The following is a 16791-nucleotide window of genomic DNA, read 5'->3' on the forward strand; positions in this document are numbered from 1 at the left end:
TATGTAAAACAACATTAATGTGAGTGCTCACACAAATTGCATGATAACTAATTGTTAAAGAAGAACGTCTCCGTATAATTAGGAAGTAGATGAGAGTCGCATTCGCTCTTCACCTGAACTACCTAAGTAGTATTGCTCGTTGCTATTGCCCCGAAGCAGGATGCGTATAATACGCCTCCGAGATTTGATGTCAACTTTTATTTTTAATTTAAAAAAACAATTTAAATCTTAAAGTTAACCTACGTTATTTAACGCTAATGCGTGTAGATAACGTAGCAAAACAGTTCTTTGATGATTCATTTTGCGTGAACCCCTTGGAACTGGAGCGCATTGTAGAGATTTTTATAATTAGGTCAACCCTTTTTTACCTAAAATCATAATAAAAATTTCTTTGTTCAACATTCGTACAGCCCTTGTGTGTGTTTACTTCGATACGTTCATTACTTGGCCGTATTTATTAATTTCATTTCAATTACTTGGTTTTATCTATATATATCTTTTGATTACTAAATTTCTCTAGCACTGCATTTATTAGCTAGCTATGTTATTTTTATAACTACTAAACATTCAATTAGATTGCAGTATTGCAATAGGTGCTATATGAGTATTACTAACATTCGTCCTTATAAAGGTATTCTCCCCTCCATTGGTTCTAATATTTACATCGACAGTACAGCTGTTCTCGTTGGAGATATAACTTTATCTGAAGATGTCAGTATTTGGCCGTTTGTTGCTGCTCGTGGCGACGTAAACACAATTACTATCGGTAGCCGTACAAATATTCAAGATGGTAGTGTTTTACATGTCACTCGTAAAAGTCCAAGCAACCCACAAGGTAACCCCTTAATTATTGGCGATGATGTAACGGTTGGCCATAAATGCATGTTGCACGGTTGTCAGCTTGGCAACCGTATACTAGTGGGTATGGGTGCTATTATTATGGATGGAGCTATTATTGAAGATGATGTCTTTATTGGTGCAGGCAGTTTAGTCCCTCCGAACAAAACATTGGTTAGCGGATATTTATATGTCGGAAACCCCGTAAAACAGGCTAGACCTTTAAAAGAGAGTGAAGCTGCTTTTCTTAAGCAGTCAGCCATAAACTATGTAGAGTTAAAAAATGACTACTTAAATAATTAATTATAATGATTAGCGCATTTGTATGTGAATAGTACTACCCTCTGGCTCATTTTTTTCGAGCCAGAGTTCAACTATTTCTTCTAAATCAAATTTAGTACACGTATCTATTTCTTCAAGCCTCTTTAACTGCATTGAATGAAAGTAAATGCTAATAACTTGAGCTGATAACAATGCAGTAAAGCACCAAGCATCTTGTTCTTTATCAAAAGCTAAATCATCATTAAACAAAATGGCTTGATTCATATGAATTTCTCTCTTTATGTTAAAGCTGCTCTTAATTTATCAATTACTGGCTGAACTTCGGGAGTCACTCCTCGCCAAACTTCAAAACTAACGGCTGCTTGGCCGACTAACATACCCAAACCATCAATAACTTTTATTGCTCCATGCTCTTTTGCCCATTGAAGAAACGGTGTTTCATTCTTACCGTATACCATATCGTAACAAACCACATTCTGACGTATTATTGATGTTGGTATTGGCGGTAAATTTCCTGATAAACTCGCAGATGTGGCATTTATAATTACATCGAAACTCTGTTGTTCGAGATCTTGGTAACCTGAAGCACTAAGGCGAATATCAGCAAAGTGCTGACACAATTTATCCGCTTTACTTACCGTTCTATTGGCAATAACAATGGAGTGAGGCATATGTGCAAGCAAAGGTAGTAAAACACCTCTTGCAGCCCCTCCTGCACCCAAGAGTAAAATTCGACTGTTTTTTAAAGAAACATTGTTAGTAATTAAATCCTGAACTAAGCCTTCACCATCAGTATTATCACCGAAAATCTTCCCTTCTTTAAAGGTAAGTGTATTTACAGCACCAGCTAATGACGCACGTTCGGTGAGTTCATCTGATAAAGCCAATGCTTGCTCTTTAAAAGGCACGGTTACGTTTGCGCCCTTGCCATCTTGATGGATAAAATCTGTAACAGCATTGGAGAAGCCATCGATATCAACTAACTGCTTTTGATAATTAATATGTTGTTGGCTTTTAAGAGCAAATATATGATGAATATCTGGGGAACGGGAATGTTCTATGGGATTTCCAAAAACGCGATATTGGTCTGGGGTCTGTTGTGTCATAGTTATTGCAAAAAGTTAACGTGTGACTACAGCCTAACTGAATCGACAATTAATGAAAACAAAAAAGCAGTAACCCTTTCGTATAAGTTACTGCTTTTAATGTATGTGCTTCTTAAATTTTCTTAAAATTTATAGCCAAGCATTACTGAATATACCATTGGGTTAACTTCAACAGAAGCACTACCAATATTATCACCACCAACAGCAAAAGAAGCATCTGTCGAAATATCAATGTAACGAGCTGAAACATTTACAGACCAGTTGGTATTAATTTCATAATCAGCTCCAATTTGAATAGCATAACCAAAAGAGTTATCAAGCTCTAAATCACTAAAGCCAGCATCAGAATACATGCCTGTAAAGCTGTTATCGAAGAAAACAGTGTAATTGATACCGACGCCCACATAAGGCCTCAAGTTAGTAGCTGTATTAAAATAATACAGCGCACTTAAGGTTGGCGGTAATTGCTTGGTATCAGCAAGTAACGTTGCTTCATTACCTGAATGTAATTTTATTTCATGATCAAACGGTGTGGCCGCTAATAATTCAACAGCCCAGTTGCTATCAAAGAAATAGACAAAGTTTAAACCTAACTGAGTATTATCACCCACTGATAGTGCTAAACCAGAATCTTCCCCGCTTAAGAGCACGGTAGACTTCCCGCTATCAGGTGACACCATAGTAGCACCACCTCGAATAAGAATATCACCAGCTTGATTGGCTACGGCTGCAGTTGATATAGTTGATATAGTTGATAATAAAGCGATGGTTAATAAAGTTTTGTTCATGATTTATATCCTTAAAATAATTAAGGGTATAATAATCATATTGATTTAATAAAGTTTGATTTAGCGCAACGTTTTAACCGCTATAAAGAGAGCTAATAGATACTTTGATCTCGATCACATTATTATGAGAATCAAAGAAAATATAGTATTAACTACTTGAATTATAAATAAACTAGCGGAAATATCAACCACGTCTAATTTCTTCTATAGACTTATTTAATTTCTGATCACTTGACCAGTCAACGCATCAATAATTTTTGATGGTGAGGTATGCCCTAAAGTAACGCCCTCAAGTATAAAGTCCACTTGATTAGATAGCGTGAGATCTAATGTCTGCCATGTTTTAGCTGGTTCTTGACCAGATAAATTTGCGCTGGTCGAGACTATTGGTTTATTCGTTTGATTACATAAAGCAACTACATCCGGTTGACTGGTAATTCTGACGGCAATAGTGTCAAATTTTCCTGATAATAACGGTGAGATTGTATTATTTTTAGGTATTAGCTGGGTGATACCATCAGGCCATCTTGATAACACCGTAGCACGCTTATCTTGCGGAATTTTACTGTCGTCAATATAAGGAAGTAATTGAGCATAACTACCCGCGAGTAGAATAAGCCCCTTTTCCGCAGACCTGACTTTTAGCTGCAACAAACGCTTAAGTGATTCTTCATTATCAGGATCACAGCCGAGACCAAATACGGCTTCGGTTGGATAAGCGATAATGCCTCCACGGTTAAAAACATCAACTACATTTTTTTCGTTCACAAACAGCCCTTTTATTAATAATAACAATCGTGACAATGTTACCAAACACTGTTCATAAATGCCTAATGATGGATTAAATTATCGATAGAAAAGTTCTATATTCCGTATTTAGGTAAACAAGGTTATAATTACAGCTCTATTTTCACTTTCTTCATATACGAAGAACATTCTATACTTTTAAAGGGCATAAATTCATGACAGTCGGTATCATCATGGGATCAAAATCAGATTGGCCAACAATGCAACATGCAGCAGAAATGCTTGATTCTTTAGGTGTAAAGTACGAAACCAAAGTGGTTTCTGCACACCGAACTCCTCACTTACTTGCCGAATATGCTGAAAGTGCAAAAGATAGAGGTATTAAGGTAATCATTGCTGGCGCTGGTGGGGCTGCTCATTTACCTGGAATGGCAGCAGCTTATACTGCTTTACCAGTTTTAGGTGTTCCGGTGCAATCTAAAGCCCTTAATGGCCAAGACTCTTTATTATCTATTGTACAAATGCCGAAAGGTATTGCAGTTGGTACACTAGCCATTGGCAATGCCGGTGCTGCTAACGCGGGCTTACTTGCAGCACAAATTATTGGTACTTATAACGCTGAGATCCAACAAAATATCGAAGAGTTTCGTCGGAAGCAGACGGAAACCATACTTGCTAACCCAAATCCGGCAGAATAAAAACCCTCATGAATAAAGTTCTCATACTTGGCGCAGGTCAATTAGCTCGAATGATGGAATTAGCGGGCACACCTTTAAACTTGGATGTTAAAGCATTAGATGTATTAAGTAATAAGGTTGTACAACCTCTTTCTCCTGAATACATTTGTGGCGATTTAGAAGCAGGTATTAAAAATGCTGATGTCATTACCGCTGAATTTGAGCATGTTGCACACAACATACTTGCTGAATGTGAACAATCAGGCAAGTTATACCCGACAAGTAACGCTATTAAAATTGGCGGCGATAGAAGGTTAGAAAAAGCATTACTTGAATCTTGTAATGCTGCCAATGCCAAGCATTACTTTGTTAACTCTAAAATAGATTTTGATAAAGCGATTGAACACTTATCTTTACCTATCATCTTTAAGAGTGCACTTGAAGGATATGACGGAAAAGGGCAATGGCGATTAAAGTCAGCTGCTGAAGCCGATACAATCTGGCAAGATATGGCAGATTTTATTGCAGATTCAAAAACAACAGTTAAGCAAGGTATTGTTGCTGAGCAAATGGTACCTTTTGACCGTGAGGTATCGCTTGTTGGTGTTCGTCGTGTAAATGGTGATGTTGCCGTTTATCCTTTAACTGAAAATCATCATACTAATGGTATTTTAAGTGTCTCTGTGGCTGCTCCTGTTAATGCACAATTGCAGGAACAAGCGAGTAAGGTATTTAAGGCATTATCAGATAAGCTCAACTATGTTGGTGTTATGGCTATTGAGTTTTTTCAAGTTGGTAATCAACTCTTAGTAAATGAAATTGCACCAAGAGTACATAATTCAGGACATTGGACCCAACAAGGTGCTGACACTTGTCAGTTTGAAAATCACTTAAGAGCAATCTGTGATTTGCCTTTAGGTAGTACAGCACTTGTTCGTCCTACCGCGATGGTCAATATTATTGGGGAAGATACTGTCCCTAACGAGGTGTTTGCTATACCGAGTGCTTCTATTCATTGGTACAACAAAAGTAAGCGTGTCGGTCGTAAAATGGGTCATATAAATGTCAGCGGTGAGAATGAATTACAACTTGCTGAGCGCTTACAACATTTAGCAGATATACTTTGTAAACAAGCATACCCAGATCTTAGTGGCTTCGCAAAAAACTACTTAGAAAAGCAACGTTAATAAATTTTTAATGAAAAAAAAGACGCTGCTTAGCGTCTTTTTTTATAGCTGGTATTATGTGAATGCTTATAATAACTTTTGCATATGAGAACACTTTTTATCTGCACACTGGTATTTTAGTCCTGCAGCCATGCTTCTTTTTAACAATAGGGGAAATTGACACTTTTCACACAGGCCTACAATCGGCTCATGATTAACGACAAACTTACACTTTGGATAAGCATCACAAGAGTAAAATTTCTTACCAAATCTGCTGGTCTTTTCTTGCAGTGAACCTCTTTTACAACTTGGGCACACCACATCTTGAATGATCTCTTGCGCCTCTTGCTCAATATGATGGCATTGGGGAAAGTTACTACAACCAATAAACATACCATAACGGCCTTGCTTAACCGCTAACACATGTGAGCATAATGGACATTCACTGCCCGGTAGTGTTTTATCTTCAACACGTTCATGTTCAACCACTGCCCGAGTATATTGACAATTAGGATAATTTACACAACCTAAAAAAGCCCCTGATTTACCATGTTTAATGGACAATTCTGCCCCACATTCAGGGCACACTTGATACTCTTTCTCTAAAGCATGTTCGTGTAGAGCAAAAAGAGGTTTATCTGATTCAGACATTATTAAAAATTGCGTATAAAAATAAGTGTAGCGCTATTATGCCACAAAACTTTGCTGAGCAATACGCTCAGTAACAGCTGGCTAAATACACTGTGTAGCGACATATAGTGAGTTTAGTCAGCTTGAAGGGAGTTACTAATGAAGTGGACCTTCTTGTTCTTCAAATATTAAGTCTTCTAGTTGCGAGTACGCAGACTCTTTACCTGGTACATTAAATAACACCATTAGAATAACCCATTTAAGATCATCCATGGAGAAGTACTTAGTATCAAGTTCCATCACTCTATCAATCACCATTTCGCGCGTAGTAAAATCAAGTACATTGACCTGTTCTAAAAATAAAATAAAACCACGGCTTGGTGTATCAAGTAACTGCATTTCTTCGTTGGTGTAGATACGTACCGACTTACTACCTACGCGAGTAAGATAAGGGTAAGCATCGGTGTCTTGCAACGCTGCCAGTTTCTCAAGCCAATTTAGTGCTTTATATATTTCATCCTGGTGAAAGCCTGCGCGTGTTAACTCATCTGTTAACAGCTCATTATCCACCATGGCTTCGGCTTCATTTTGGATATACGTTTCAAAAAGATACATTAAGATATCAAACATAACTAGCCCCTTATATACTTTATTGCGTTCTAATGTAGCCCCCAGGTACCGCAGATACCAGACCACTTAGCTCAAGCATTGTTAACCGAATTAACACTTCCTCTACGGGAAGTTCGCTCCGTGAAACTACTTTATCTACGGGAGTAATTTCAAATCCCACATTAGCCAACAATGTATCGTTACACAAGCCTTTTCGATTTATTTCATCCTCTCCTTTGTAAGCACCCTGTACAACTAACTTTAAAGGCAGTTCGCCACTCTTTAAGTGTAGACTAGGTTTATCTGCAAAAGCGAACTCATCTATTATATCGGCACATTGCTCAACAAGTTTAGCTCCTTGTTTAATTAACCAATGACAACCTTTAGCTTGTTGATTTTCAATAGAACTCGGAATAGCAAAAACTTCTCTATTCTGTTCAAGTGCACAGCGAGCTGTAATCAATGAGCCACTTTTTAATTCAGCTTCTACTACTAAGACTCCTAAGCTTAAGCCACTAATAAGACGATTTCTTTTTGGAAAGTGGCCAGCTCTGGCTTGCGTACCCGGTAAAAACTCACTAATAATAGTGCCATTTGACGCAATTATTTGCTGTGCCAAAGATAAATGTCTGGCTGGATATACTTGATCTAATCCTGTAGCAACTACCGCGATTGTACCCGCAGGCTGGCTAAGGGCACCACGGTGGGCAGCAGCATCGATACCCAACGCTAATCCACTTGTGATAACAAAGTTTAGTTGCACGAGTTGTTGGCATAATGAGAATGCGGTATCCCTCCCTCCTGCGCTAGCAGAGCGACTGCCAACAACCGCTAATTGTCGAGCATTGAGTAACAATGCATTTCCCTGAACAAATAGCACTAAAGGAGGATCGTAAATCTGCTTGAGTAGTTGTGGGTAGCGAGTATCATCAAAACAAACTATAGCGCTATTACATGCCGCACTTGCTTGGATAATTTGAGTTATTTTTTGCCAGTCAGGCTGACGAAAAGCGCAAAGTTGCTTCACACTTAAGTTATTAGCCGAGCTAAGTACTGAGGGGTTATTGTCTAACGAAAATAGCGCAGTTAAACCAAACGTTTCAACAAGTGCAATTTTTTTATGAATGGCTAACCGAGGAACAAGCTTTAAAGCTAACCAATATTCTATATTACTTTTACTGTTATTAACCATGACTTGTCTTCTCCTTAAGAACAAGTGATACGTTTTATTTTCCCTCTCATAAAAGAGGGAAAATAAAATATTTAACAGTTCACTATTCTGGAGCAGTAATTAAATCATTTATTCTGGCTGGTTTTTCGGTATGAAGAATAAGTGCCATGCTCGCTTTTTGGTAAACTTTAAAAACCATTAACTCACCTAACTGCTCTTCTGGCATTTTATAATCACCACCTGTTAACTTATTCCAGCGTGAAGTTTCTATATTATAAACAGGGCCACTGCCCGTATCAACAACGGCTGGACTTGGTCGCTTTATCGCCATAACATCACCTACAGTCACATTATGCTCAATACCACGGTTAATCATAACCACGTCAAGTTTGGCAAATTCACGTCCATTACTGGTAGCCTTAACAATAGCGCCACGAAGTGATGCATTAGCTGCTTTCATAGAAAAAACGGCTGGAAACAATTGCCCATCATTAACAGGTACTACATAGTCTCCTGCATGAATTTCTCTTTTTACAGAGCCAACATTCATAGTAGTAGGCACCTTATTTTCAATATCACCACGCTTTAATACCTGCCCAGTACCAACTAAGTTGACATAAAAACCTAACGATTCGTCTGTCTCCGGGTCAAAAAGCTCTTCACCTTTATCATAGATTGCATAACTTTGTGCAAGCTCTAGATCCGCATTAACATACACTTTGAAATCTTTCGTTGTCATACGGTAGCCTTCATCACTACCAATAATATAAGGTAATGCTTCAAGCTCATCTTCAGTAAATAGGTGGTCATACCTAATAAATGGTGCAACCACTTCTAACGGCAATAAAGTAATTGCCGAGTCTTTAGTTTTCTCTTGACGAATTTTAGGCGACCACTTATAGCTTGGTTTTACTGGATCAACCACCAGCATTGGTTCACCATTTTCATCATAAACAAGCTTTAAAATATCACCAGGATAAATTAAATGTGGGTTATTGATCTCTGGATTTAAACGCCAAAGCTTAGGCCATAACCAAGGTTGCTCAAGAAATAGTGCTGAAATATCCCATAACGTATCACCTTTAACTACCACATGCGTTTTAGGTGCATCATCATTAAGTTTTATCTGATCAGCAAGTACTACCAATGGACAAGACATCAAAGATAGCGAGAGTATTATTTTTTTAAGCATGGAGCTCGTTCCTTTTTCGTGCTTACTGCTGTAACGCACTATAAATATTAGTTATATCGAGTGACTTTAAAATGCAGGTTTCAGTTACAGTTACTTGAGTATATAATTAAAACATAACATTCTAGATGAATTATCGCTAATTCTTTTAACAAAATATGACTATTTTAACTGTATTACGTTTTCCCGATCCGCGTTTAAGAACAAAAGCGCAGCCCGTTACTGATATCGCTGAAGCCACGGCTACAATTATAGACGATATGTTGGTAACTATGTATGAAGAAAAAGGCGTAGGTCTTGCCGCTACCCAAGTCGATATTCATCAACGTATTGTTGTCATGGATACCTCTGAAGATAACGATCAGCCCTTAGTTTTTATCAACCCTGAAATTATAGCTACTAGTGATGAAACATCCATCAATGAAGAAGGTTGTTTATCTGTTCCTGGCACTTATGCCAAAGTAGACCGTCATGATGCATGTACCGTAAAAGCACTTGACCGCCACGGTAAAGAATTCACATTAAACGTGACAGAATTACAAAGCATTTGTATACAACATGAAATTGACCATTTAAATGGTGTTTTATTTGTTGATTATCTATCCCCGCTAAAGCGTCAGCGTATTCAAAAAAAGCTTGAGAAAGAAGCAAAACTTGAAAACAACAATAAGTAAGTGCTTACCAACTTACAATAATAGGAATTACTTTGGCTACTCCATTAAATATCATTTTTGCAGGCACTCCTGACTTTGCAGCACAACATTTAGCCGCGTTAATTAACGGTGAACATAATGTTGTTGCGGTTTATTGTCCGCCAGACAAACCAGCTGGCCGGGGTAAAAGATTGACTGCTTGCGCAACAAAGTTGCTCGCTCTAGAGCACAACATTATTGTTGAGCAGCCACTTAACTTTAAGAGTGAAGAAGACCAACAACGATTAGCTCAGTATAATGCTGATATTATGGTTGTCGTTGCTTATGGCCTGTTATTACCTGAAGTCATTTTACATTCTCCCCGCTTAGGTTGTATTAATGTGCACGGTTCAATTCTGCCTAAATGGCGTGGTGCAGCACCCATTCAACGCTCACTTGAAGCAGGAGATAAAAAAACGGGTGTCACAATAATGCAAATGGATAAAGGTTTGGATACTGGCGACATGATATTAAAGACCGAGTGCGAAATAGAAATTACTGATACTAGTGCTAGCCTTTATGAAAAACTTGCCAGCCTTGGACCAACTGCTTTAGTAGAAACACTAGCACTAATGGCACAGCCTAATTATCAAGCCAGTGATCACAATGTTGCTCAAGATAATGAATTAGCCACTTACGCCAAGAAACTCGATAAAGCTGAAGCTGAACTTAACTGGCAACTCAGTGCTTGCGAACTGCATCGCAAAGTTAGAGCATACATCCCTTGGCCTGTCTCTCAATTTACCTTTACTGAGTCAGGGCCTGAAGTAGAAGATAAGCATCATAGATTACGCGTATGGCAAGCATCTGTTCAGGTATATCAAGGAAACGCAGCTCCGGGCACTATAATAAAAGTAGACAAAGAAGGTATAGAAGTGGCAACAACCGATGGTTCTTTACGCCTTGAAGTAATCCAACTTCCTGGAAAAAAAGCATTAGCCGTAAAAGATATCCTTAATGGTCGCAGCGATTGGTTCGTTGTTGGCAGTCCTATAAATAAGCTTGGTTAATAAAAAATGATAATTAATATTAGAGCTCTTGCAGCAAAATGTTGTTACGCCGTTATAGATCAAGGGCGAAGTTTAAGTGACGAGCTACCAAAACAACAAGATAAACTGATAGGTAAAGATAAGGGCTTACTGCAAGAAATTTGCTATGGCGTACTTCGCTATCTCCCTGAATTAGAAAACGATGTCAGTCAATTAGTACAAAAGCCTATAAAGGGAAAGCAGAGAGTCTTTCATTTTTTGCTTTTAGTGGGGGTTTATCAAATAAGATATATGCGTATACCTGACCACGCCGCGGTAAGTGAAACGGTAGCAGCAACAAAAACGTTAAAAAATGACCATATGAAAGGATTGGTTAATGCTGTGCTTAGGGGATTTCTTCGTACGTTAGAGGCTGAAAGTAAACAAGAGAATAAAGGTGATAAAAAGATACCTGATCCAATAAAGTATAATCACCCAGGTTGGTTTATTAAAAAAATACAACAAGCCTATCCAAATCAATGGCAAGCGATACTTGATGCAAATCAGCAAAAGCCGCCAATGTGGTTGCGAACCAATCAACAACACCATACTAGTGAACAATATCAAGCGCTACTTGTTGAGGCAGATATTGAAATTGCCAATATTGAGCCACACTCTCAAGCCATTGCACTTGCTAAACCACTCGATGTCGCTCATTTACCAGGATTTGATGACGGCTGGGTTTCAGTACAAGATGGTGCCGCACAACAAGCAGCTCGTTTACTCGATTGCCAACCCAATGATATTGTCTTAGATTGCTGCGCAGCACCCGGTGGTAAAACTTGTCATATTCTTGAGCAAACGCCTGATATTGCTTCAATGACTGCAATTGATATTGAAGAAGGCCGTCTTACTCGCGTTCATGAAAACTTAGACCGCTTAAACCTAACCGCTGAAGTAATTACTGCAGACGCAGCAACTCAAGGGTGGTGGTCTGGCGAACAATTTGACCGTATACTACTTGATGCGCCCTGCTCTGGAACTGGCGTTATTCGCCGTCATCCTGATATAAAATGGTTACGTAAAGCCGACGATATTGATAAGTTAGTGGTATTGCAGCAGCAGATTCTTGACAACATTTGGTCAATGCTCAAGCCGGGCGGTACTTTACTTTATGCAACCTGTAGTGTTTTACCAGAAGAAAACTGTCAGCAAATTTCTCGCTTTATTGAACAGAATCAAGACGCACAATTAATTGCCATTAATAGTAATAACCCCGATACTGATGAAAATGCAATCGGTTGGCAGTTATTACCTGATGCACAAAACATGGACGGCTTTTATTACGCCAAATTGTTAAAAATCAAATAATACAAATAACACAAGCAGAAAGTAACACATGAAAATAATCATAGTGGGTGCAGGACAAGTTGGCGGAACGTTAGCTGAAAACCTTGTTGGTGAAAACAACGACATTTCGGTAGTAGACATAGATGGTGAAAAACTACGTGAACTGCAAGATAAAATGGATTTACAAGTCGTTACTGGTCAAGGCTGTCACCCAGATGTATTAAAAAGTGCAGGCGCTGAAGATGCTGATATGGTTATTGCGGTTACCAGCGACGATGCCACCAATATGATCACATGCCAAATATGTTCTTCACTATTTAACACGCCGAAAAAGATTGCTCGTATCCGCTCGAATCAAATATTGAAATATTCAGAGCAACTTTTTCATAAAAAGCATATCCCTGTAGATCATGTTATTGCCCCTGAAGAATTAGTAACACGAGATATTGCTCGTCTAATTGATTACCCTGGTGCACTGCAAGTATTAGAATTTGCGCACGGAAAAGTGAGTCTCGTTGCCGTAAAAGCTTACTATGGTGGTTTACTTGTTGGTCACGCACTTTCAACATTAAGAGATCATATCCCTAATGTTGATACGCGCGTTGCGGCAATTTATCGAAATGGTAAACCTATCCGCCCTCTTGGTACTACCGTCATTGAAGCAGATGATGAAGTCTTCTTTATAGCCGCGAGCATTCATATTCGTGCGGTGATGAATGAATTACAAAAATTAGAAGCCGCTTACAAACGTATTATGATTGCCGGTGGCGGTAACATTGGCGCTGGTTTAGCGCGAATTTTAGAAAAAAACCATCAAGTAAAACTTATTGAACGTTCACCAAAGCGTGCGGAACAATTAACTTCAGAGCTAAATGATACCTTAGTTTTTGCTGGCGACTCTTCCGATCAAGAATTACTCACGGAAGAAAACATTGATCAATTTGATATTTTCATTGCGGTTACCAATGATGACGAAGCTAATATCATGTCGTCATTACTCGCTAAAAAGCTTGGTGTTCGTAAAACCATGGTACTTATCCAACGAGATGCCTATATCGATTTAGTACAGGGCAGCACTATTGATATTGCTATATCACCACAACAAGCTACTATCTCGGCATTACTAACGCATGTTAGGCGTGGTGCTATCGACAATGTTTATAGTTTACGTGGCGGTGCAGCTGAAGCCATTGAAATTGTTGCCAAAGGTGATGAAAAGTCATCTAAAGTTGTCGGTCGTTCAATCAAAAATATTAAACTACCACCCGGTGCGACTATCGGCGCTATTGTCCGTGGTAGTGAAGTATTAATTGCTCATTCAAACACGTTAATTCACGAAGAAGACCACGTTATTCTATTTTTAGTGAATAAACGCTACATTAGCGATATAGAAAAACTGTTCCAAGTGAGCGCCATTTACTTCTAGCCTTTTTTGAAATAACTACTTACAGCTAATTACTTACCTTACAATTAATTAGCTGTAATAATCCCTTTCCTGTTATACACATTTCAAAGTGAGAGTTATCACTCTTATTTCAAACAATAAAACAATAATAATTTAAAAGGATTTTTATGAAAATATCAAAGGTATTTACTGCTATTACATTTGCGCTTTCGAGTGTAGCTATTACCAGTCATGCAGAAGTTGCTGATAGTGCTCAAGATTGGCAAACCTTTGAAACTGAAAACTTCCGTGTACATTTCACTCCTGAATATCGTCAATGGGCCTTATCCAGTGCGCGAGAAATGGAAGTTGTCCGTCAGTTAATCAAAGATCAACAAGGCCGAGTGCTCACAGAAAAAGTAGATACCTTTATTATTGACCCATATAACGCGGCAAACGGTTTTGCCGTTCCACTTAGTCATAAGCCTTATATGGCTCTTTTTGCAACGCCTGCTCAATCAGATACCGTTATTTCTAATTCAACGGGTTGGCAACAACTTTTAGTACTACATGAGTATGTCCACTTAGTGCATCTAGCTCAAAAAAGCCGAAGTAATTGGCGAAATAATGTTGCCAATTGGTATGATATTTTTGATGCAAGTCAAATAAACGGTGAACGATGGGTTAGCGAGGGGTATGCAACATTACTCGAATCGAGGTTAACCGGTCGAGGTCGCTTATTCAACAATCAAATTGAAGCCATTATTCAAAAGTTTGCGCGACAAGGCGCAATGCCATCTTACAAAGAACTCAGTGTGGCTAATGACAACTTTATGTCTGGCTCTATGGCTTATCTGGTTGGTGTGCGTTATTTAAAATGGTTAGAAGATAATTATGGCGTAGATACCCTGGATGCTGTTTGGACACGTTGGTCGGGCGTTGAACAACGAGACTTTGAAGCGGCTTTTAAAGGTGTTTTCCCTGATACTGCCAAAAACCTTTATCAACGTTTCGTTGCTGAATACACTTTCAATGCAATGAAACATGAAGTTAAACTCGGTAAAAATAGCAATGCGGATAATCGCTCAGCATTATGGTTAGATTTATCTGATTATATTAGTGGTCCAAGTTTAAGCCCACAAGGCGATTACCTTGCTATCGTTGAAACACAAAGAACTGATGAGGGAAAAACTACTAAGTTAAATGTATATAAGACTAGCGAAAACACAAAAAAGGCAGATGAGTTTACTAAAGATAACAAAGAGTTATTGGACGCAGATCCTCAAGATATCGTAGACAAAGCGCCTAGTGTTTTTAAAAGAGAAGTTGCCTACACATTAAATCAAAAAAACAATCGTGGTATTAATAACCCTCGCTGGCTTGATAAGGACACGCTTATATATGGTTCAGCGACCTTAGCTAGTATAAATAGCCTTCATCAAGATCTGTTCTCTTGGCATTTGCCTACAAATACCGTAAAGCAATTGACTAAAAGCGCAAATATTCGTCGTTTTGATATCAGTAATGATGGCCTATATATTATTGCTGAACGTAATCGATTTGGTTATTCTCAATTAGTAAAAGTAAGCTTATCCCCTTCTTCAATAGGACAAGTTACAGCTGAATTAACACAAAAAAGCCTTGAGCACGTTTACGATTTCCCACGACTTCGCCCTACTTCTGATGGTAAACCCTCAGATAGTTTTGCTTATGTTAGCTCAAGCTTAAACAATAAATGGCAGTTAAAAGTTCGTCAGCTAAGTGACGGTCAAGAAACAATTATTCCACTCCCAGAAAACTATCAATTTCTTTCTTTTCCTGAATGGTCTAAAGATGGAGAGGCATTGTATTTTGTCGCTGGCTTAGACAGTGCAACACGCATATATAAGTATGATTTCACGACTGAAGGTTTATCTTCTATCACCTCAGGTGAACAGGTTGTTACATGGCCTATGGTTCAAGCAGATAATAAGCTGCTCCACTTAGCGATTAACTCTGAGGGTTCAGATGTTTTCCAATTAGATTTAACCAAAGCTAATAAACAACTTATTACCGATACAACAACGAGTTCCGCAATGACCGTTGAGTTAGCTGACAAGTTAAAACTCGCCAAAGCAACTGTCGATATTGATGAGAGTATTGGTGCACAATCAACCTATGGCATAGGGCCACAACAGGGTACCATAACCTTAGCAGAGAGCTATTATTCAGCCAGCAGTAGTATATTTGAAGTGGGTTATAAGTCAGGTGATGTGCTTTCTCGTTTTGACTGGCAAGTAAACCTCAGCCAAGATATTTTCAGCAATATACTCTCTGGTGCATCAGGGGTTGTTCGCTGGCAGGGGTGGCCTGTTAAATTACTTGCACACAGTTACCTATTCAACTTAAAAACAGATCAACAAGATAGTAATGCTTTAGCCTTAGGTAAAACAACTGAAAAAGGGCTGTTATTTGAGGCTCGCTATCCATATAACGTAGATACACTTTCTGTCGATGTATTTGCACAAGCGCAAGCTTCACAATTTGAAAACAGCCAGCATGTTGATTTTTCTAGCCAGTCTTTTTCCCTAGGTATTGAACAAAGTTGGTCTCATGATCAACAGAGCTGGGGTATTTCACAAAAAATTAATGCCCAAGTAATTAGTGCCCAAGATGATCAAGCCGATGTAGATATTAGTGGTAATGGCAATGATGGTAGTTACACGGGTAGTAATGGTCTAGTAAACCTCAGTGCACATATAAAAAGCTTTAGCTTAGGTTTTAACTATCTATGGGCACAACGTTCAGAAGATGCTGGCGATATACTTAGCTTAGGTGGTTACGCTTCTACACTCATTCAAGACAAAGCGCATCTCAATAAGCAATTAGCGCCCGAGTTGGCTTTTTATCGTCAAACAGGTAATGACTATCAAGCCTATCAAGCCTATATACCATTAGGGATTGTTGAGTTATTTTATACTCGACATGAAATGACTGAGAGAGACATTATTGATAGTTATGGTGTTAAAGGGACACTCAATAACGACTTTGGTTTTACAGGGGTCACGAATTTAGTGATTAATTATGGTATTGCACAAGTTAACCCCGAAAATGAGAGTTCAGATACTCAAGGTTGGGTAGCGTTAAGTTATAAGTGGTAAATCTATAATTATAAATTAACCACCTGATATATTTAGTGATTAACTAAGTTGTATA

The 16791-nt window shown here is 38.5% G+C and carries 16 protein-coding genes; 8 read left to right on the plus strand and 8 right to left on the minus strand.

Going from position 1 to position 16791, the window contains the following annotated elements; genetic code table 11:
- The first annotated feature begins 600 nt into the window (after positions 1–600).
- Positions 601–1140 carry a gamma carbonic anhydrase family protein gene (locus CXF71_RS11940; RefSeq protein WP_101233180.1) on the plus strand — a complete coding sequence of 180 codons (540 nt, stop codon included), beginning with the start codon at positions 601–603 and terminating at the stop codon, positions 1138–1140.
- A gap of 9 nt (positions 1141–1149) precedes the next feature.
- On the opposite strand, the gene CXF71_RS11945 is transcribed toward CXF71_RS11940, so the two are convergent.
- From CXF71_RS11945 to CXF71_RS11960, 4 genes are all read right to left on the minus strand, one after another.
- Positions 1150–1383 carry a hypothetical protein gene (locus tag CXF71_RS11945; protein ID WP_101233181.1) on the minus strand — a complete coding sequence of 78 codons (234 nt, stop codon included), beginning with the start codon at positions 1381–1383 and terminating at the stop codon, positions 1150–1152.
- A 14-nt stretch (positions 1384–1397) separates the two neighbouring features.
- Positions 1398–2225 carry a shikimate dehydrogenase gene (aroE, locus tag CXF71_RS11950; protein ID WP_101233182.1) on the minus strand — a complete coding sequence of 276 codons (828 nt, stop codon included), beginning with the start codon at positions 2223–2225 and terminating at the stop codon, positions 1398–1400.
- A 122-nt stretch (positions 2226–2347) separates the two neighbouring features.
- On the minus strand, positions 2348–3013 hold the full coding sequence (locus CXF71_RS11955; RefSeq protein WP_101233183.1) for an OmpW/AlkL family protein: 666 nt from the start codon (positions 3011–3013) through the stop codon (positions 2348–2350).
- 216 nt (positions 3014–3229) lie between these two features.
- Positions 3230–3781: a Sua5/YciO/YrdC/YwlC family protein gene (locus tag CXF71_RS11960; RefSeq protein ID WP_101233184.1), complete on the minus strand. Its 552-nt coding sequence runs from the start codon at positions 3779–3781 to the stop codon at positions 3230–3232.
- A 194-nt stretch (positions 3782–3975) separates the two neighbouring features.
- Here CXF71_RS11960 and purE point away from each other — a divergent pair, with 194 nt between their 5' ends.
- Together purE and CXF71_RS11970 are read left to right on the plus strand one after the other, a co-directional pair.
- A complete protein-coding gene (gene purE / locus CXF71_RS11965) occupies positions 3976–4458 on the plus strand; it encodes a 5-(carboxyamino)imidazole ribonucleotide mutase (RefSeq protein ID WP_101233185.1) in 483 nt (160 codons plus the stop codon).
- Positions 4459–4466: 8 nt separating this feature from the next.
- Positions 4467–5624 carry a 5-(carboxyamino)imidazole ribonucleotide synthase gene (locus CXF71_RS11970; protein WP_101233186.1) on the plus strand — a complete coding sequence of 386 codons (1158 nt, stop codon included), beginning with the start codon at positions 4467–4469 and terminating at the stop codon, positions 5622–5624.
- Positions 5625–5690: 66 nt separating this feature from the next.
- On the opposite strand, the gene CXF71_RS11975 is transcribed toward CXF71_RS11970, so the two are convergent.
- The 4 genes from CXF71_RS11975 to CXF71_RS11990 form a co-directional block, all read right to left on the minus strand.
- Positions 5691–6254, minus strand: a complete 564-nt coding sequence (locus CXF71_RS11975) for a DNA topoisomerase family protein (RefSeq protein WP_101233187.1) — start codon at positions 6252–6254, stop codon at positions 5691–5693.
- A gap of 135 nt (positions 6255–6389) precedes the next feature.
- Complete coding sequence (locus CXF71_RS11980; protein ID WP_101233188.1) at positions 6390–6863, minus strand: DUF494 family protein; 474 nt, start codon at positions 6861–6863, stop codon at positions 6390–6392.
- Positions 6864–6882: 19 nt separating this feature from the next.
- On the minus strand, positions 6883–8034 hold the full coding sequence (gene dprA / locus CXF71_RS11985) for a DNA-processing protein DprA (RefSeq protein WP_101233189.1): 1152 nt from the start codon (positions 8032–8034) through the stop codon (positions 6883–6885).
- Between the two features lie 82 nt (positions 8035–8116).
- Positions 8117–9205: a LysM peptidoglycan-binding domain-containing protein gene (locus CXF71_RS11990; RefSeq protein ID WP_101233190.1), complete on the minus strand. Its 1089-nt coding sequence runs from the start codon at positions 9203–9205 to the stop codon at positions 8117–8119.
- A 155-nt stretch (positions 9206–9360) separates the two neighbouring features.
- On the opposite strand from CXF71_RS11990, the gene def reads away from it, so the two are divergent.
- From def to CXF71_RS12015, 5 genes are all read left to right on the plus strand, one after another.
- The gene (gene def / locus CXF71_RS11995; protein WP_101233191.1) at positions 9361–9876 is read left to right on the plus strand and encodes a peptide deformylase; all 516 of its coding nucleotides are present in this window, start codon (positions 9361–9363) and stop codon (positions 9874–9876) included.
- Between the two features lie 32 nt (positions 9877–9908).
- Positions 9909–10904: a methionyl-tRNA formyltransferase gene (gene fmt, locus CXF71_RS12000; RefSeq protein WP_101233192.1), complete on the plus strand. Its 996-nt coding sequence runs from the start codon at positions 9909–9911 to the stop codon at positions 10902–10904.
- 6 nt (positions 10905–10910) lie between these two features.
- A complete protein-coding gene (gene rsmB / locus CXF71_RS12005) occupies positions 10911–12233 on the plus strand; it encodes a 16S rRNA (cytosine(967)-C(5))-methyltransferase RsmB (RefSeq protein WP_101233193.1) in 1323 nt (440 codons plus the stop codon).
- Positions 12234–12261: 28 nt separating this feature from the next.
- Positions 12262–13638: a Trk system potassium transporter TrkA gene (gene trkA / locus CXF71_RS12010; RefSeq protein WP_101233194.1), complete on the plus strand. Its 1377-nt coding sequence runs from the start codon at positions 12262–12264 to the stop codon at positions 13636–13638.
- 146 nt (positions 13639–13784) lie between these two features.
- Positions 13785–16736, plus strand: coding sequence for a TolB family protein (locus CXF71_RS12015; protein ID WP_101233195.1), 2952 nt, complete (start codon positions 13785–13787; stop codon positions 16734–16736).
- The last annotated feature ends 55 nt before the right edge of the window (positions 16737–16791 follow it).

The sequence above is a fragment of the Colwellia sp. 12G3 genome, from assembly GCF_002836775.1.
Lineage (GTDB): Bacteria > Pseudomonadota > Gammaproteobacteria > Enterobacterales > Alteromonadaceae > Colwellia.